Raw genomic sequence first — 18,290 nt, 5'->3', positions numbered from 1 at the left:
ATTTAACTCGCTGATTTTTTTTGTTTCCGGGAGATGTTATCTGCCCGGTTTCCGCTTATCAGCCGGTTAAATACCAGACAGCACTATTTAGTAAGCAATTCTTTCACCAGGGCGGAAATTGCCCTTCCCATCAGCTTTACCGGCCAGTTGTTTGGTGGCAACGCCCATTACTTTACCCATATCAGCGGGTGAGCTGGCGCCGGTGGAAGCGATGATATCAGTAATGGCTGTACGTAATTCTGCTTCATCCATTTGTTTAGGCAGGAAGCGTTCAATCACCACCAGTTCCTCTTCTTCTTTCACGGCAAGGTCTTCACGGTTCTGGGCGCGGAAAATTTCAAGGGAATCCTTTCTTTGCTTGGCGAGCTTCTGCAACAATTTGGACTCATCCGCTTCTGTGAGCTCTCCGCTGGCGCCTTCTGCTGTTTTGGCCACCAGGATAGCCGCTTTGATAGCACGCAGCGCACGCAGGTCAGCTTCCTTTTTACCCAGCATCGCAGCTTTGATTTCTGCGTTGATATTTAGTTCTAATGACATATGGTTAGGTTTAATGGATTATTTTCCTGCTTCTTCGGCAGCCTGCCTGTCCTGGAATTTCTTAAAGAAATCCTTTGCAAAAGCGCGCATGTCGTCTGCCTGGTCTTTATAAGGAGTGGCTCTTCCGTAAGTGTCAGCCATGGTCATCATGGTCTGGAAAAAGAAGTCCGCCATTTCATCCACCATCATGTCCTTTGTCCACAGGTCGATGCGCAGCGCCACCTTTTCAGCCGGATCCCAGAAAGATACGATCATGCCCTTGGCCTTAATCATTCTTTCTTCCTTGTTATCTGTAGCGCTCCACTCTATCGACTCGGGCACCTTTTGATCATCCAGTCCAACCTGGATCTTTATGGTAGATACTTTACTCATGATTTTCAATTAAAGCGCAAAAATAGCCATCATTTGCTGATTTTGGAAAAACCCGTCCCGGTGAGATGACTCCACAGCTGCTCCGCAGCATGCTCCCAGCTGCTGAAAGGCTTTGCCGCAGGGATCTTGGCCAGCAAACGGGATCTTAATTGTTCATCTTTATATAAAAGACTCATTTTTTCTGATAAATCGTCCAAACTCGCCGGATCAGCATATAATACCGCGTCTCCACCTGCCTCCCTGGCAGCAGCGCTGTCCAGCGCAATCACCGGCACCTCACACCGCTGCGCCGCGTATACCGGCAATGCAAGCCCTTCCAACCTCGACGGATATACGAGGGCATAAGCGCCCCCGGTGAGCCGGGCAAGGGTATCTTCATCGGCATCTTCTATACACACCACATCCTGCCGGAACTTGTAGCTCTGCAGGGCCGTGGCAATATCCGCTCCCGCCGGGGTTACACTCCCAGCCAGCACCAGCTTGATATTGCTCCGCTGCCGCTTCTTCAATGCTGAAAAAGCTTTCAGCACCGGTATAATATTGTTCCGGGGATGCATACTGCCTGTTACCAGGAAATACTCCGCCCCACCGGAAAAAGCCCGCTTCACCGTTTCGCGCTGCTCCCACTCCAGGGGTTTGTACTGCTCACTGATACCGGTTTCCAGGCGGATCAGCTTATCTTTTACGCCCGGTGCATAACGCAGCAATTCTTCCTGTGCGGCATCAGACAGCACGGCTATACGCCGCGCCCGGTCGAGGTATTTCGTAATGTTATTTTTAAGCGACCGCTGTTGCACACCTGGCTGCAGGCCGGCATTGCGCAAAAACGAAAGGTCTCTCAGCAACAGTCCCGCAGGAATTTTGCTACGCAACGGCAGCGTGCCATCCAGCCCCAGGAACAGGTCCGGGCGGAAAGGCTTCATGGCCCGTACCAGCTGCCACTCCTGCCACCAGTACAAATGCCAGGGTTTATTGCCTTTCAGGGGCAACACCACATTGGTCACATTGGCCGGTACTTTCAGGCCGGCGGGTACCTTTCCGTCAAAAAAAAATGTGAACTGATGGCCTGGCTGCTGCCGGCACATCGCCAGTATTATCTCCGTTGCCACATTCCCGGTATCGGCAGGCATGTCCTGTCGTAAACAAGCGGCATTAACAGCAATTTGCATAAACGATTCCTTTGTCTGCGAGCTTGCAAACCTACACAATTTTAGATTCGGGACTGCCGGATTTTAATGACCCGGCTATTCTCCGGACTTATTGGTAAGGAAAAATACCTGCGGAGGAGTTACATTGCCGGTATTGCCAAGGGACGCCAGCCTGACAGTTACCTCGTATGTTTTCAACGGCTTCAGGTGACGGAGCGTAATGGTAAAGGGGCTTGCTTTAATATCTGCTATATCGTCCTGGGGCAGCGGAATAAGCCCCGTTTCTGTGGCTACGTTCAGCGTAACTTTCACGCCTTTATCAGGCAACTTGCTGGTGATGTTCACCTTCAGGGCATAGGTGCTGTCCTGCGCCATATTATATTTTCCCACCTGTACTTCAGGCAGCGCGAAAGCCAGTGTTTCTTCCTGCGTACTGGGTGCAGGATTATCTTTCTTCTTCTTTTTACAGGAAGAAAAAGTAAGCAATGCAATAGCTAAGAAGGCAGGGAGAAAGGTTTTCAATAACATATTTCCAGTTATATAGGAGCATGAAATTAGCTTTTTTTAAATATGCAAATCAAATTTTACTTCTTACATCCAGCGCATCCCGTAATCCGTTACCTAACAGGTTGAAAGCCAGTACCAGTAGCATGATGGCCACTCCGGGCGCCAACGCCAGTAAAGGATTATGGGTGATGATGAAGTTGTAGTTTTCTTTGATCATCAGTCCCCACGACGGCTGCGGCGGTTGTACCCCCACGCCCAGGAAGCTGAGTCCCGCCTCCACCACAATAGCGGTGGCAAAATTGCCGGCGGCTACTACCATCACCGGTCCCATGATATTGGGCAAAATATGTTTTACTATAATCCGCACATGCCCGTAGCCCAGCGCCCTCGCGGCTTCCACATATTCCAGCTCCCGGATGCCCAGTACCTGCCCACGGATAATGCGGGCAACGCCCACCCACATCGTGAGCCCCACGGCAATAAACACCTGCCAGAATCCCTTGCCCAGCGCCAGGGTAAGCGCAAACACCAACAGCAGCGTAGGCATGGACCATACCACGTTTACCAGCCACATCACCAAATCATCCGTCCGGCCCTTGAAGAAACCCGCTATGGCGCCCAGCAATACGCCGATGCTCAGCGAAATAACTACGGCAATACAACCCACACCTAAGCTCACGCGGGTGCCAATCAGCAGCCGGCTCAGGATATCCCTGCCAAATTTGTCGGTGCCCAGCCAGTAAGTGCGGGAGAAAATCCGTTCTGCCAATATCTTTTCATGTAACGATTTCGATGACATCGGGCGGTCCGGCGGATGGCCGTACCACACCTGCTCCAGGGAGTAGGTTTCCTCCCTGCTGGTAGATTCATCCACGTACCGTTGTACCACCAGCACGCTGTCCCTGAATTGCCACGACCGGACAGGGATCCAGTTTACATCAGACTCCTGGCCGTATAACAACCGGTGAAAAACAGACACCTTTTGGATGGGCTGTTCTTTCCGCATGGCCAGCATATTGATGCGGAAGCCGGGATGCTGCCCCTCTATTTCCAGCACCATCCTGTTGGCGTTGGGTGTATGATCCGGCGCAATAAAATAAGCGGTTATGCTGATAAACACCGCCACGGCAATCACCAGCAAACCGGCCACCGCACCTTTATTCCGGTATAACTTTTTCCAATAAGGCTGCATATCTGACAAAAGAACCAGGATTTAATTTACCTGCCGGCCTTTCCACTGATAACTGCCAAACTTCCCAAGCCACCCGGCAACAACAATATAAGGAATATGAAATATCTGTCCCGGAATAAACCATAGCAAGAGTTCTGTTTTATTAAAAAACCTGGCTACAGGAAGCAGGAAATAAAGTTCCAGGGTTATTTTAAACAGTAAAATGATGAGGAACCAGGGCCACCATACCGGCAGGAACAAGGCCATTACCGCCAGCGCCAGCAAGCCGGCATTGAACAGGTAAACCAGCAGTAATACCCAGGTCAGTCGTTTATCTTCATACTTATCTGCTTTCGATGACCACCGGATCCGCTGGTTCATAAAGTCCCTGAGCGTATCTACCGCGAGTGTACGCACTACGGCTTCTTCACATTTCAGGTAGCTGACCTTATCCGGGTATGCGCTGTAAATTTTGTACATCAGCAGCATATCGTCGCCGGAGGCGATATTATCGATGCCATTAAAACCGCCCACTTCCAGGAAGGCCTTTTTTTCATAGGCCAGGTTAGCACCGTTACACATGGTACCGGAGGCCAGTTGGGCTGCAGCGCCGGTAATGCCCTGCATGGTCATGAAATCGAGCGACTGTAACCGCTTAAAAAAATTATGTTCTTTATAGAAGCTGACTGGTGCGGCTATAAATTTAGGTTGATGATGTTCGTAAAACTGCACCAGCGTTTCAATCCAGCGCGGCCCCATTACGCAATCAGCGTCTGTGGTTACAATAAGGTCGCCCGCAGCTTTTGAAATAGCAATTTCTATTGCTTTCTTCTTGAAAGAATTCAGCCGCTCCTCTTCATTGAGATACTGCTTTAACTCCAGCAGGTGAATATTTGCTGCTGCGAAATTGCGCACCACTGCGGCTGTTTCATCTGTAGAAAAATCATCTATTACAATCACTTCCAGTAAGGCCGGGTTGTACGTTTGCTTCTTCAATGCCTCCAGCAAGGCGGGCAAATTGGCGGCTTCATTCCTGGCAGGAATGATCACGGTAACCGCAGTATGACCAACCGATGGCGCTGCCGGTGAAAAACTCTTCAGGCGCTTCCAGCCCAGGCTATACCATAACATCAGTATACCATATCCTAAAGCCAGCACCAATAATATAATTACAAAAAGATACATCCGGGTTAAAGGTTTGTTTTGATGATAAGCCCCAGTTGGGCGGAAATCAACTGGTGGCCTTTTTCCATTACCAGTATTTTGCAGGGAAAAGACCCATCTGCAAAGCGGGTACCCAGCACAGGTGGAATTACACGGTCGTATTTCCCGAATATCAGGAGTGTTAAAACGTTATATCTGCCTAATAATTGTTTACACCGCTTTTTATCCGGCATCATCCGGCGTAAATTGGTCCATACGTTGTATACCAGTTCCCTTTTCTCCGTTTCATTCATACGGTGCAGCGCAAATTTGTATACGCTCTGGTTCAGCAGTCCTAGTCTTCTCCAGGTATGCAATAACGTAAAAAACAGCCTTGGGTGGTAAGTATTATATTTAAACAGCCTGTTTCCGGCAGTGGTTTGGGTTACAAACATATGCCAGGGGTTATTTCTCAGGCCATCCCCGGCGGCGATGACCAGGTGGTTTATCCGGCTGGCCATCTTTTCCACGAGGCAAAGCGACAGGCGTCCGCCCATGCTGTAGCCCAGCAGGGAAAAACGCTCCTTCCCGTGCTGCTGTAGTATCAGTTCCACCAGCGCTACCAGGTCGTCTTTCTCCAGCACCCGGTTTTCCTCCCATTGGGTACCTCCGTGCAGGGGCATGTCCAGCGCCACTAAAGTGAAAGTATCGCCCAATGTGGCGGTTAACGGCTGAAAATGAGCCGCACTTTCGCCAAACCCGTGTAAACAGATCAATAGTTCCTCCCCGGCACCTTCTACGGTGCCATGAAACCGGCTTTTCAAATATGACAGATAAAAATCAGGCATAAAGGGCAACAATGATACAGAATAAATGCCTAATGACGATGGATATGATTATTGGGGAGGCGGTGACCTGGGGATAAGGGAGCATATCTTCAACCAGGACCAGGTAATCTACTCCGGCAGTCCTATTTATTTTTTGTTAAAAATAGCGGCCTCTCAACAGGAGTGCCGCATTTAACTTACATTCAGTAAGTTAATATGGCAGGTAGCAGGGAAATCAGTTTAGCCCCCCGGTGACCGGTTTTGCCTAATGCTTTTTTCAGTAAATTACAGAACTACCAAAAATACAGTAACATGGACGCAACAGTTGAAAATAAGACTGCGTTAAAAGGCGCAGAGTTCCTGGTTAAGGAGAGTGCTCCTGAGGAAGTGTTTACTCCCGAAGATTTTTCGGAAGAGCAGCTGATGATTAAAGACATGGCAGATCAGTTCATCAGTAAGGAAATAACACCGATAGTAGAGCGGATAGATAAGCTGGAAGAAGGATTGATGCCCTCATTGCTGGAAAAAGCGGGCGAGCAGGGACTGCTGGGCGCTTCCTTCCCGGAGGAGTATGGTGGTTTAGGTAAAGATTTTGTGACAGCAACGATCATCAACGAGGGACTGGGTGCAGGTCACTCTTTCTCCGTTGCCATGGCCGCCCATACGGGCATTGGCTCTTTACCTATCCTTTATTTTGGTACCGCAGAACAAAAACAAAAATATATACCCAAACTGGCTACCGGTGAAATGAAAGGCGCTTATGCCCTTACAGAGCCTGATTCCGGCTCCGATGCACTGGGCGCTAAAACCACCGCCAAATTAACCGACGATGGTAAGTACTATATCTTAAACGGGCAAAAAAGCTGGATCACCAACTCCGGTTTCGCTGATGTGTTTACTGTATTTGCAAAAATTGACGGGGATAAATTCACCGCTTTTATTGTGGACAAAGGCACACCCGGATTTACACTGGGTGCGGAAGAACACAAAATGGGAATCAAAGGATCCTCTACCCGCCAGATCTATTTCCAGGACGCCAAAGTACCGGCAGAAAATGTACTCGGCGTAATTGGCAAAGGCCACCTCATTGCCTTCAACATCCTGAACATAGGTCGCTTGAAACTTTGTGCGGCTGCACTGGGCGCCTCCAAAAAATGTATCAATACCTCCGTACAATACGCCAATACCCGCACACAGTTTAAACAACCAATCGCCAACTTTGGCGCCATCAAACATAAACTGGCGGAAATGGCTATCCGCACCTGGACATCGGAATCAGCCCTGTTCCGTACAGCTCAGCTGATCGATGACAAGGAAAGAGAACTGCTGGCAGAAGGCAAGCCTTTCAACGAAGCCTTACTGGGCGCCGCGGAAGAATATGCCGTGGAATGTGCCATCCTGAAAGTAAATGGCTCCGAAGTACTGGACTATGTAGTGGATGAAGGTGTACAAATTCACGGTGGCAACGGCTTCAGCGATGAATACATCATTTCAAAAGCTTACCGCGATTCCCGCATCAACCGCATCTTTGAAGGTACCAATGAAATCAACCGGTTGCTGACACTGGACATGACACTGAAACGTGCCCTGAAAGGTAAACTGGACCTGATGACACCGGCCATGAATGTAATGAAGGAGCTGATGAGCATTCCCGACTTCGGCAACGATGATGAAAGTGCCTTCAGCAAGGAAAGGAAAATGATCGTTAACTTCAAAAAAGCCATCTTGATGGCTGCCGGCGCTGCCGCGCAGAAGCTGATGGTGAAGCTGGAAAACGAACAGGAAATCCTGATGGATATTGCCGATATGGCCATTGAAACCTTTGTGGCTGAAAGCGCCCTGCTGCGCTTAATTAAACTCACCAACAACAAAGGTGAAAGCGCCGCTTCCCTGCAGGCAGATATTGTACGCACCTTCATTTATGATGCGGCCGACCGTATCAATAAATCCGGGAAAGACGCCATCAATGCCTTTGCAGAAGGCGATGAACAACGTATGATGCTGTTAGGCCTCAAACGCTTTACCAAAGCAGAACCATTTAATGCTAAAGATGCCCGCAGAAGAATTGCGGACAAACTGATTGCAGATAATAAATACAGCTGGTAACAACCAGCGCCTGGCATTTAGAAAAAATACAGCAGGTACACTATCCCGCTGCATTTTTTCTAAATGCTTTTTTTCCTATTCCCCTCACCTGCTTATCTTTACCATCTTTCAAAGATATTGATGACAGGGTATGACGCTAACAGCAAAGTTTTTTTCTACGTTTCTTATTACTATTTGTGTCCCCTTTTTTGCAATCAGTCAGGCAACACTGCGTATCAGTCAGCCTTCAAGGGATCAGAATAATGTGAACACCTCCCGGCAATTTATCGCCGGCCGCACCTGTACCGGCTGTACGGTAAGGATCAATAACGATACTATACACGTTTATAACACCGGCACTTTTGCTGCAAAATATGAACTGACCACCGGCAGGAATTCCTTTTCCGTTACCGCTACCACACCTAACGGAGAAACATACACGAAGAACATCACCTACTACTATAACCAACCGCCAGCGCCGGTTGCTACTACTGTTTTCCGGATAGATTATATGGAAATATCCCCCTCGGGGAATGTTCAACTCTCGGAAGGCGACACGCTGCGGATAAAGATGAAAGGTTATCCCGGTCAAAGCGCCAGCTGGTTCAATGATGTACCACTGAAGGAAATGCCTGTTTCGCAAACAGGTGGCGTACCTGGCTTTTACAGCGGCAGCTATATTATACAACCACGCGACTCCCTGCTGAATGGAAAAATTATGGTACGCCTCCGCAAACAAAGCGGCGAAACCGCTATCCTCGGCAGCACCTACCGCTACAGCATGATGCACAATGAAATACCATTCACCGGCCGCACGATCGATAATATGACCTACCTCACTGCCAGTCCGCATGGCGACCGGCTGGGCCCCGATAAAATCGGTTACCTGGATAAAGATGTGCTTTTACATATTGTAGGCAGACAGGGCGACTATTACAAAGTAAGGCTGTCGTCCCGCACCACCGCCTTTATTCCGGAGCCGCTGGTAGACACCGACATTCCACAGGAAGAGCTTCCCGTAAGCATTGCAGACGATGCCAAAATATGGGGAGATGAAAAATATGATTACGTGTCGGTGGCCTTGTCGGATAAAATGCCATACACTTCCACGCAACTGGTTTCTTCCAAAAAGATCATCATCGACATACATGGCGCCTATGCAGAGAAAGGATTGAACTCCCTGCTGCAAAACACCAAAGAAATCACGTCTGTAGCCTGGGGGCAGCCATCGCCCGATGTATGCCGCATGGTAATTTCCCTGCAACATGCGCCATGGGGCTACCAGGTGTACTACGACAATAACCGTATAACGGTGAAGGTTAAACGTGTACCACAAAACTTATCGCTGAAAAATATGGTGATTGGCCTGGACCCGGGCCATGGCGGCAGTAACCCGGGCGCTACCGGTCTTACCGGCGCCGTGGAAAAAAACATGACCCTGGTACTTTCGCTGCAACTGAAAGCGTTGCTGGAAAAAGAAGGCGCTACAGTGATCATGTCGCGCACAACCGAGAAATTTGTTGCCAACGAAGACCGTTTGTCTTTTTTCCGCAGGGCCGATCCTGATCTGCTGCTGAGTATCCACCTCAATGCTTCCGGCAATCCTGTAGATGTATACGGCACCGCCACCTATTACAAACAGCCTTTCTGCGAACCGCTCAATGCAGCCATCCATGAACGTTTGCTGCAAACCGGCCTTTACGATTTCGGCAATAACTCCGGCTTCAACTTCATCCTCAACAACCCCACCGAATTCCCTGACGCACTGGTGGAAACACTTTTCCTAAGCAATCCCGGCGACGAAGAAAAGGTGCTGGACCCCGCGTTTCAGCGGGAACTGGTAACCGGCATCGTGGAAGGCGTGAAGGATTACCTTCGCGAGGCGGTGAAGACGCGGTGAGTGGAGGACCGCCTTCGGCGGTGGAAATTGTCTTGGAGCACTGATTACGCTGATTATACTGATTAGCTTGATTTGATCATTTTTGATTTTAATAGATTAAGGGAGATATAAGCGGATATATTCGCTCGTATCTCCCTTCATCTTTTCTAAAATCTTAATAAAATCCAAAGAATAAAAATCAAGCTAATCAGTATAATCAGCGTAATCAGTGCTCCAAGACAATTTCCGCCGCCAAAGGCGGCCCATACTAATGAATGTTCCCTAAGTAAGCAGACAGCCGGTTGATGGCAGCTGCCGCCACCGTTATCTGTTCCTGGGCTTCCTTCCAGCGGCGTTGCTCGATGGCTTCTCTTACGCCGGGAATGGTTTTAACGCCATAGCCGGTATAAAATCCGGGAGCATACAGGGTATGTTTATACCAGTTGCGGGCCGGCAGGCCGGCATCGTTCAGCAGTTGTTGCTCGCCCTGGTACAGCGCTTTGTTGGCTGTGGAGGAGAGTTTCCTGGTGGCGAGCGATGCGGTAACGGTGTCTAAACCGGTGAGGGCGTTCTGCAATGGAGAAAAGTCGAGATACGGCACTTCTGTTTTGGGAAGTGGAGGCGACAAATGTTTGGCGGTATCTGTGGTGAGCTGGTATTTACGATCGCGGATCAGTTGATTGTCGATGGCAGTAGACTCGCGCAGGCTGCTGGTGAGCTCCGTTAACTCATTCACATAACCGTTTACTGTTTCATAGAGTTTGCGGTAATCGAATGGCAGTGTAACGGTGTTGGCTACACGCAAAGCGGTATGACCGGCAGTTTGAGAAAGTGCTACGCCGTAATTAAATCCGGGGTCTTTAAACCGGGTATAATCGTCGTAGGAATCGTAGATGGAGTGGTATTCACCGCCTGCATCTTCTCCCCCAAAACCAAAATCAAGAGAGGGCACGCCCAGGTGCTGAAGGAAGGAAGAGTAATCGGAACCGGAACCCATAGCCCCGATAGCGATGCCTTGTTTGGCCAGCTTTTCCTTTTTCAGCTTGGGAGTAGTTGCCTTCAATACCTCTGCCGCCTGTTTACGGGCAAGGATGCTGACCTGCGTTTGCGGGTCGGTAATATCACGGGCTACTTCATTCACGAGGGTTTCCAGGGCATGGGAACCGCTGGCATTGAGGAATCCGCGGCCATTGTTATCTGAGTTGATATACACCACTGCTTTTTCTTTCAATTCGGCAGCGTGATCTTCCACCCATTCGGTAGAACCGAGTAAGCCGGGTTCTTCACCATCCCAGGCGCAGTACACCAGTGTGCGTTTTGGCTGGTAGCCTTGCTTATGCAGCGCGCCGATGGCTTTGGCTTCTTCCAGGAGGGCTGCCAGTCCGCTGATGGGATCGGCGGCGCCGTTCACCCACGCATCGTGGTGATTGCCGCGGATCACCCATTGGTCGGGTTGCTCACTGCCTTTCAGTTTGGCGATCACGTTATAGCAGGGGCGTATCTGCCAGTCGAACGACAGCTTCAGGTGTACCCTCGCTTTGCCGCTACCGATATGATAAGTAAACGGTAGTGCGCCCTTCCATTCGTCCGGTGCTACGGGACCTTCCAGGGCCTGCAGCAGTGGCGTGGCATCGTGGTAGCTGATGGGCAATACCGGTATTTTCAGGAGATTGGGCGCCTGCAGGCGATCGAGCCGTTGGGCATTGGCGGTAGCGCCGGTGTTAGGGGTAAGCGGGTCGCCGGGATAGATGACGATATCCATCACGGAGCCGCGCTGTACGCCATACTCATTTTTGAACGCTCCTTTAGGGTATACATCGCCGCTGTAGTAGCCATCATCTTTCGGATCGGAGTAGATGATGCAACCGGCGGCGCCGTGTTCCTGTGCTACTTTCGGCTTGCTGCCGCGCCAGGAGCGGCCGTATTTGGCGATTACAATTTTACCTTTTACGTTGATGCCTGCCCGGTCGAGGTACTCGTAATCTTCCGGGAGACCGTAATTCACGTATACCAGTTCCCCTTCCACGTCGCCATCGGCGCTCCAGGCGTTATAAGTAGGCAACTGGCCTTCCTGGCCGGAGGTAGCGTCTTCCTTCAGGGCAGGTTCTTTCAGCAGTGCTTTATAGGTGGTAGGACCTGTAAGTTCCACGAGGCGTTCTTTGGGAGTGGGAAAAAGTACCTGGTAGGTCACTATTTCCGCGTCCCAGCCGTAACTTTTGAAGCGTTGCAGGATGTCTTCCGCTACTGCTTTGCCGCGGGCGGAGCCAATGTGATGTGGTTGGGAAGAGAGTGCTTTGATAGTTTCACCAATGTGACTGCTGCTTAACTGCTTATCGAAGCGGCTTTCCAGTTCCAGCTGCTGGGCGGCGGCGTTCCCGGCATACCCGGTGAGCTTTTTATCCTGCGCCCGTGCTGCCCCGCCTGTGCACAATAGCAGTGCTATGAGCAGGGAGAAGTTGGTTGTTGTCATAATTTCGATCCAGATCTTGTTGAAAAAGAGGGTTTATCTGCTCAATATACAAATAGTCTATTATATCAATAGACTAATTTAACGGATGTTTTTGATGCAATAACTTTTGGTTATGATCCATAAATATAGGTTATAGGCCAAATAGTCTACTTAACCAGTAGATTAATCTATATTTGTAAATCCTTTCATAGCTTTATTGGGTGAAACGATAAACAAAACACATAAACAGCAGTTATATGGCCAATGCGATTCAGGAGTTTAACGACTACCGGGCTAAGATGAACGAGGTAATACTTGGAAAGCAGAACAAAGTGATTAACAGGCTTTTCAACCTGGACACCAATACCTATGCAGAGGGGGCGCTGAGCACCAAAACGAAGGAAATGCTTGGACTGGTGGCTTCAATGGTACTCCGTTGCGACGATTGTATCAAATATCACCTGGAGAAATCGTTTCAGCAGGGCGTTACCACCGAAGAAATGTATGAAATTTTTGCGGTAGCCAATATAGTAGGTGGCACGATTGTGATCCCGCATACCCGCCGGGCGGCAGAATTTTGGGAAGAATTACAGGCACAGTGAGCTGAGAATTACAGCTATCTATCGTAACTTTACGGACTCTATAATATATTATTTTAACTCATACTAATGTCAACAGCAACTATAGCCCCGCAGGCGCCACTTACGTCAAAAGACTTTACAACGGACCAGGAAGTCCGCTGGTGTCCTGGCTGCGGCGACTACTCTATACTTAAGCAGGTACAAACTATTATGCCTACGCTGGGCGTGCCCCGCGAAAACATTGTGATCGTTTCCGGTATCGGTTGTTCTTCGCGCTTTCCATACTATATGAATACCTATGGTATGCACTCTATCCACGGCCGTGCTACGGCGATTGCGTCCGGTTTGAAAGCAGCCCGCCCGGAGCTGAGCGTGTGGATCGTAACAGGCGACGGCGATGGCTTATCCATTGGCGGTAACCATACTATTCACCTGCTGCGCCGTAACTTTGATGTGAACATCATGTTGTTCAACAACCAGATCTACGGTTTAACAAAAGGACAGTACTCTCCTACTTCAGAAGAAAATAAAGTGACCAAATCTACCCCAATGGGTAGTATTGACCATCCGTTTAACCCAATGGCCCTGGCCCTGGGCGCTGATGCTACTTTTATTGCCCGCAGTATGGACCGCGACCCGAAACACCTGCAGGAAATGCTGAAACGCAGCCATGCACATAAAGGCGCTTCCTTCCTGGAAATATACCAGAACTGTAACATCTTCAATGATGGCGCCTTTGAAGCTTTTACCGAAAAAAGCAGCAAAGCCGATGAAACCATTTTTGTGGAGCACGGTAAACCGCTGGTATTTGGCGCCACCAAAAACAAAGGAATCCGCCTCGATGGTTTAAGACCGGTAGTAGTGGAACTGGGCAGTGAGTATGCAGAAAGCGACCTGTGGATCCATGATGAAAATGATTTCTACAAGGCACAGCTGCTCACCCGTATGTTTGATGATGTACGTATTGAAGGGCATTTACCCCGTCCGTTCGGCCTCTTCTACGAGGCTTTCCGCCCTACTTATGAAGATATCATGGGCTTCCAGTTAACAGAAGCGCTGGCTAAAAAAGGCCCCGGCGACCTGGATAAATTGCTGGCTGGCAGCGAAACCTGGACTATCAAAGGATAATAAACACCTCCAATAAAAGAAAAAGCCTTCCGTGTATGACGGAAGGCTTTTTTATATCCAACTATTTTTAATGTCCCATGGCGCCTACGTCGAACAATACTTTATAAAGCAACACCACGCCAAAAATGATCATGCTGGCACCGGCAATACGGTTCAGCCACTCTACATTGGCAAGCGTTAATTTGTGACGGATCTTATCAGATACAAATACCTTCAGGATATCCGCCGATAACACCAGGCTTAGGCAAACTGTATACATAATAATCCGGTGACCAGCTGTGGTGGCGCTGTTCGCCACACAAACCCCTAACCAGAAGATAATAACACCGGGATTGAGGGTATTCATCAAAAAACCCGCAAGCCATATTTTAAGATAGTCATGGGTGCGGAACATTTCCGGTTTTTCTTCTCCCGTACTGATCTTTACTTTTTTAAACAACAGTCCGTATACTCCCATGCATATCAGTAACGCTCCTCCTACAATACCTATCGACCTTTTATATTCTTCCAGGCCACTGATAAAAGAGGTAGTCAGGTTACCTGTCAACACAAAAATAATATCGCTGAAAGACACGCCCAGTGCGAAACTGATCCCTGCCTTAAAGCCGTTATTGATGCTGTATTTTATAATTGCGAATATTACCGGGCCTACTGATAAAGAAAGAAATAATCCCAGTCCCAGTCCCGCTACAATTGATGCTATCATGCGTATAATTTCCGTGTCACAGGTGCAACTTAACTCTTAACGGTTTTTCCCGCAAGAAATTTCTCCCAGTCTTTCAGTTTCTCTCCTTTCATTACACGGGGAAATTTATTCATGGCGCCTTCCTTGCCTTTGCAACGGAGGTAATCTATAAACGCATCATTCGGTAATATCTCTACAAATACTTCCTTCAGTGCTGCAGAGCGTTCTACGGCATAATCATCATTTACCTCCGCGAGGGTTTGATCGATGATTTCGCGCACTTTTTCCGCATCCACACCAGGTGTATCCGTGCCCACATACCAGCGGTGTGCAAACAGGTTCTGATAAGGGAACCCCGCTACCGTAAACTCACGGACGTTAATACCCAGTTTCTTCTGCACATTATCTATCGCCTTGTTCATGTTGTCGATACTCATGTGCTCCCCGCAGAGGCTGAGGAACTGTTTGGTACGGCCAACAATCACTATTTCATGTTCTTTTACTGAAGTAAATTTCACCACATCGCCGATCAGGTAACGCCAGGCTCCTGCACAGGTCGACAACATCACCGCATATTCCACATCTTCCACCACCTCGTGGATCATGTAAGATTTAGGATTCGGTTTTACTTCTCCTTCTGCATCAAAGTTTTCTTCATTAAAAGGAATGAATTCATAGAAGATCCCTGCATTCAGGACCAGCTTAATGCCCTTTGTACCCGGACGGGCCTGGAAGCCAAAAGAACCTTCAGAAGCCATATAGGTTTCAATGAACGCAATGGGCTTTCCGAGCAGCTTCTGGAAGCTATCGCGGTACGGCTCAAAAGATACCCCGCCGTGAATATATACCGCCAGGTTGGGCCATATTTCATGAATATTTTTAACGCCGTGATATTTGATGATTTCTTCCAGTACGATCTGTACCCAGGCAGGTACACCGCAAACAGTACCTACATCCCACTCCTTCGCTTTGCGCACGATTAACTTGATACGCTGCTCCCAGTTGGGTTTGCGGGATATTTTGCCTCCCGGCTTATAAAAACGGCGGAACCATTTCGGGATATTTTTGGCTTGAATGCCGCTCATATCACCTTCATAATAGTCGCCTTTTTCATACAACGAGGTAGTGCCGCCCAGCATCAGGATGCCTTTTTCAAAAGAGCGTGGCGGGATGTTAAAGTTAGCCATGGAATACAGCTGCTTCACCCCCACTTTCTTCACCGTTCTCAGCATGGCTTTGGTAACAGGTATATGTTTGCTCGCAGATTCCGAAGTACCTGAACTCAGCGCAAAGTACTTGATCTTCTCAGGCCAGCTCACGTTTGCTTCACCTTCCAGGCAGCGGTACCACCACTCCGCATGCATTTTAGTGTAGTTATGCACGGGGACTTTATCGCGGTAATGACTAATAAAATTAGCGCTATCCAATACTTCCTGAAATTGGTAGTGGCGGCCAAACTCTGTATCCTTGGCCTTTTCCAGCAAACGATGCAGCACCTGCAGCTGGTATTGGCGCGGTGTTCCTAATTTAAATGTGAACTTCTTCCTGATGCGTAGTGACCTGGAAATAAGATTACCTATGATGGCCATTAACTTTCCCTCTCTTTAATTGAACTACAAAAATAAGTGGAATATTGAATATAAGTTGACTGATAATTCGGAATTACAGATTATGTAGTATCATTAAGTCATCTATACATATAAAATATCCAAAACATGTAGGTTATAATTCGCAATTCATAATTCGTAATTCGTAATTACCTTTGCGGCATGTTAAAAACAACTTTACTCAAAGCTACTGAAGCCAGCGGAAAAATACTGCAACAATATTTCAACGGTCCTTTCGAGGTGAGCAGTAAAAGTACGGTTAACGACCTGGTAACAGAAGTGGATAAAAAGTCTGAAACCGCTATCATCAATATTATCAGGGAAACTTATCCTGATCATTTTATCCTGAGTGAAGAAGTGGGCGAGATGAAGACGGATTCTTCCGTGAAATGGATCATTGACCCGATCGACGGTACCGTTAACTACGCCAATGGTATTCCCATTTGTTGTGTATCCATAGGCGTGGAAAAAGACGGGGAAATGATACTGGGAGCGGTATACAACCCTTTTATGAACGAGTTTTTCCTGGCAGAAAAAGGGCAGGGAGCTACGCTGAATGGTAAACCGATCCAGGTTTCTACCAAAGCCGATGTGTCAACCTCCTGCCTGGTAACAGGTTTTGCCTATCAATGGCAGGATAGTGCCAACAATCCCTTACAGGTACTTGAGCGCGTTATTAAGGAGGGCATTCCTGTTCGCAGGCTGGGGTCTGCAGCCATAGATCTCTGCTGGGTGGCCTGCGGCCGCTTTGATGGATTTTATGAACACCATCTCCAGGCATGGGATTCTGCCGCCGGCTATCTCATTGTAGAAGAAGCGGGTGGAAAGGTAACAGACTTTTCAGGCAACCGTTACTCCCCCTATCAGAAAGAAATACTGGCCACCAACGGTCATATCCATAGCGCATTACAAGATCTTGTTAACGGTAAATAAGTATTGGGAAGATGGAACAGGAAAGAACTGAAATACAGGACCTGGGAGAATTCGGATTAATCGAGTATCTCACCAGGAACATAGAAATACAAAACGCCAGCACCGTATTAGGTGTGGGCGATGATGCCGCCGTGATCGATCACTTCGGCAAACAAACGGTAATCAGCACCGATATGCTGGTGGAAGGCATTCACTTCGACCTGATGTATACGCCACTGAAACATCTCGGGTATAAATCGGTAGTAGTGAACCTGTCGGACATCTACGCGATGAACGCCACGCCTACGCAGATCACGGTGAGCATTGCTTTCTCCAACCGTTTCTCCCTGGAAGCGCTCAATGAATTCTACGAAGGCGTGTATGCTGCCTGCGAAAAATACGGCGTAGACCTGGTTGGCGGCGATACCAGCAACTCCCAAAAAGGTTTTATTATCAGCGTTACCGCCATCGGCGAAGTAACCCCCGACCAGTTCGTAAAACGGTCGACCGCAGAAAAGGGCGACCTGCTCTGCGTTACCGGCGACCTTGGCGCGGCCTACCTCGGTCTTACACTCCTGGAAAGAGAGAAGAAGATATACCTGGAAAGCCCGGAAGTAAAGCCCGACCTGGAAGACCAGACCTACATCATTGGCCGCCAGCTGAAGCCGGAAGCCCGTAAGGATATTATCGAATTCCTGCAGCAGGAAGACATTAAGCCTTCTTCCATGATGGATGTAAGCGATGGTCTCAGCTCTGAAATACTGCATATCGCCAAACAGAGTAACCTTGGCGTTATCGTGTATGAAGAAAAGATCCCTATCGCCCAGGAAAGCAAGGAAATAGCCATGAAATTTGGCCTGGACCCCACTGCCTGCGCGCTAAGTGGTGGCGAAGATTACGAACTGCTCTTTACCATGAAGCAAGCAGACTACGACAAAATTGTACTCAATGAGCAGATCAGTGTGATCGGCTACATGACCGATATCACCGAAGGAGCGCACATCCTCACCAAAGGAGGCAACAAGTACAAACTGGTGGCACAGGGCTGGAACGCGTTCCAGCAGTAAGCGGAGGGACCGCCTTCGGCGGTTGTAAATTGTCTTGGAGCAGGATTACGCTGATTTTACTGATTAGCTTGATTTTTATTCTTTGGATTTTATTAGATTTTAGAAATAATTAAGGGAGATACGAGCGAATATATCCGCTTATATCTCCCTTAATCTATTAAAATCAAAAGTGATCAAATCAAGTTAATCAGT

The 18,290-nt window shown here is 48.5% G+C and carries 17 protein-coding genes; 7 read left to right on the top strand and 10 right to left on the bottom strand.

Annotated features, from left to right (window positions below; translation table 11 throughout):
- Positions 1–87 precede the first annotated feature (87 nt).
- The 7 genes from QFZ48_RS12430 to QFZ48_RS12400 all read right to left on the bottom strand — a co-directional run bounded on the left by QFZ48_RS12430 (position 88) and on the right by QFZ48_RS12400 (position 5,702).
- Positions 88–537 carry a GatB/YqeY domain-containing protein gene (locus QFZ48_RS12430; RefSeq protein ID WP_429062472.1) on the bottom strand — a complete coding sequence of 150 codons (450 nt, stop codon included), beginning with the start codon at positions 535–537 and terminating at the stop codon, positions 88–90.
- An 18-nt stretch (positions 538–555) separates the two neighbouring features.
- Positions 556–909: a gliding motility protein GldC gene (gene gldC, locus QFZ48_RS12425; protein WP_370908596.1), complete on the bottom strand. Its 354-nt coding sequence runs from the start codon at positions 907–909 to the stop codon at positions 556–558.
- Between the two features lie 29 nt (positions 910–938).
- A complete protein-coding gene (locus QFZ48_RS12420; protein ID WP_429062470.1) occupies positions 939–2,078 on the bottom strand; it encodes a glycosyltransferase family 4 protein in 1,140 nt (379 codons plus the stop codon).
- A gap of 75 nt (positions 2,079–2,153) precedes the next feature.
- Entirely contained in the window at positions 2,154–2,585 is a 432-nt protein-coding gene (locus tag QFZ48_RS12415) for a hypothetical protein (RefSeq protein ID WP_429042590.1), read from the bottom strand.
- Between the two features lie 49 nt (positions 2,586–2,634).
- Positions 2,635–3,756, bottom strand: a complete 1,122-nt coding sequence (locus tag QFZ48_RS12410; protein ID WP_429065492.1) for an ABC transporter permease — start codon at positions 3,754–3,756, stop codon at positions 2,635–2,637.
- Between the two features lie 21 nt (positions 3,757–3,777).
- The gene (locus QFZ48_RS12405; protein WP_429042591.1) at positions 3,778–4,920 is read right to left on the bottom strand and encodes a glycosyltransferase; all 1,143 of its coding nucleotides are present in this window, start codon (positions 4,918–4,920) and stop codon (positions 3,778–3,780) included.
- A 5-nt stretch (positions 4,921–4,925) separates the two neighbouring features.
- Positions 4,926–5,702, bottom strand: coding sequence for an alpha/beta fold hydrolase (locus QFZ48_RS12400; RefSeq protein WP_429042593.1), 777 nt, complete (start codon positions 5,700–5,702; stop codon positions 4,926–4,928).
- Positions 5,703–5,751: 49 nt separating this feature from the next.
- On the opposite strand from QFZ48_RS12400, the gene QFZ48_RS12395 reads away from it, so the two are divergent.
- From QFZ48_RS12395 to QFZ48_RS12385, 3 genes are all read left to right on the top strand, one after another.
- Positions 5,752–5,901 carry a hypothetical protein gene (locus QFZ48_RS12395; RefSeq protein ID WP_429062467.1) on the top strand — a complete coding sequence of 50 codons (150 nt, stop codon included), beginning with the start codon at positions 5,752–5,754 and terminating at the stop codon, positions 5,899–5,901.
- A gap of 116 nt (positions 5,902–6,017) precedes the next feature.
- Complete coding sequence (locus QFZ48_RS12390; RefSeq protein ID WP_429042594.1) at positions 6,018–7,811, top strand: acyl-CoA dehydrogenase family protein; 1,794 nt, start codon at positions 6,018–6,020, stop codon at positions 7,809–7,811.
- A gap of 130 nt (positions 7,812–7,941) precedes the next feature.
- Positions 7,942–9,690 (top strand): N-acetylmuramoyl-L-alanine amidase, encoded by a 1,749-nt coding sequence (locus tag QFZ48_RS12385; RefSeq protein ID WP_429062464.1) that lies wholly within the window; start codon positions 7,942–7,944, stop codon positions 9,688–9,690.
- Positions 9,691–9,937: 247 nt separating this feature from the next.
- On the opposite strand, the gene QFZ48_RS12380 is transcribed toward QFZ48_RS12385, so the two are convergent.
- Entirely contained in the window at positions 9,938–12,139 is a 2,202-nt protein-coding gene (locus QFZ48_RS12380; RefSeq protein WP_429062462.1) for a transferrin receptor-like dimerization domain-containing protein, read from the bottom strand.
- Positions 12,140–12,375: 236 nt separating this feature from the next.
- On the opposite strand from QFZ48_RS12380, the gene QFZ48_RS12375 reads away from it, so the two are divergent.
- Positions 12,376–12,720 carry a carboxymuconolactone decarboxylase family protein gene (locus QFZ48_RS12375; RefSeq protein WP_370908604.1) on the top strand — a complete coding sequence of 115 codons (345 nt, stop codon included), beginning with the start codon at positions 12,376–12,378 and terminating at the stop codon, positions 12,718–12,720.
- A 66-nt stretch (positions 12,721–12,786) separates the two neighbouring features.
- A complete protein-coding gene (locus QFZ48_RS12370; RefSeq protein ID WP_429042602.1) occupies positions 12,787–13,827 on the top strand; it encodes a 2-oxoacid:ferredoxin oxidoreductase subunit beta in 1,041 nt (346 codons plus the stop codon).
- A gap of 67 nt (positions 13,828–13,894) precedes the next feature.
- Here QFZ48_RS12370 and QFZ48_RS12365 read toward each other — a convergent pair whose 3' ends face one another.
- Entirely contained in the window at positions 13,895–14,533 is a 639-nt protein-coding gene (locus QFZ48_RS12365) for a LysE family translocator (RefSeq protein ID WP_429042604.1), read from the bottom strand.
- A 29-nt stretch (positions 14,534–14,562) separates the two neighbouring features.
- Entirely contained in the window at positions 14,563–16,101 is a 1,539-nt protein-coding gene (locus tag QFZ48_RS12360; protein ID WP_370908607.1) for a GH3 family domain-containing protein, read from the bottom strand.
- A gap of 180 nt (positions 16,102–16,281) precedes the next feature.
- Here QFZ48_RS12360 and QFZ48_RS12355 point away from each other — a divergent pair, with 180 nt between their 5' ends.
- Complete coding sequence (locus QFZ48_RS12355; RefSeq protein ID WP_429042606.1) at positions 16,282–17,052, top strand: inositol monophosphatase family protein; 771 nt, start codon at positions 16,282–16,284, stop codon at positions 17,050–17,052.
- Between the two features lie 11 nt (positions 17,053–17,063).
- Positions 17,064–18,098, top strand: coding sequence for a thiamine-phosphate kinase (gene thiL / locus QFZ48_RS12350; RefSeq protein ID WP_370908609.1), 1,035 nt, complete (start codon positions 17,064–17,066; stop codon positions 18,096–18,098).
- Positions 18,099–18,290 lie beyond the last annotated feature (192 nt).

This window comes from Chitinophaga sp. W2I13 (genome assembly GCF_050434005.1).
In the GTDB taxonomy this organism is placed as follows: Bacteria; Bacteroidota; Bacteroidia; order Chitinophagales; family Chitinophagaceae; genus Chitinophaga.
Note: the sequence above shows the minus strand (reverse complement) of the source record. Positions and strands in the feature narration are given on the sequence as shown.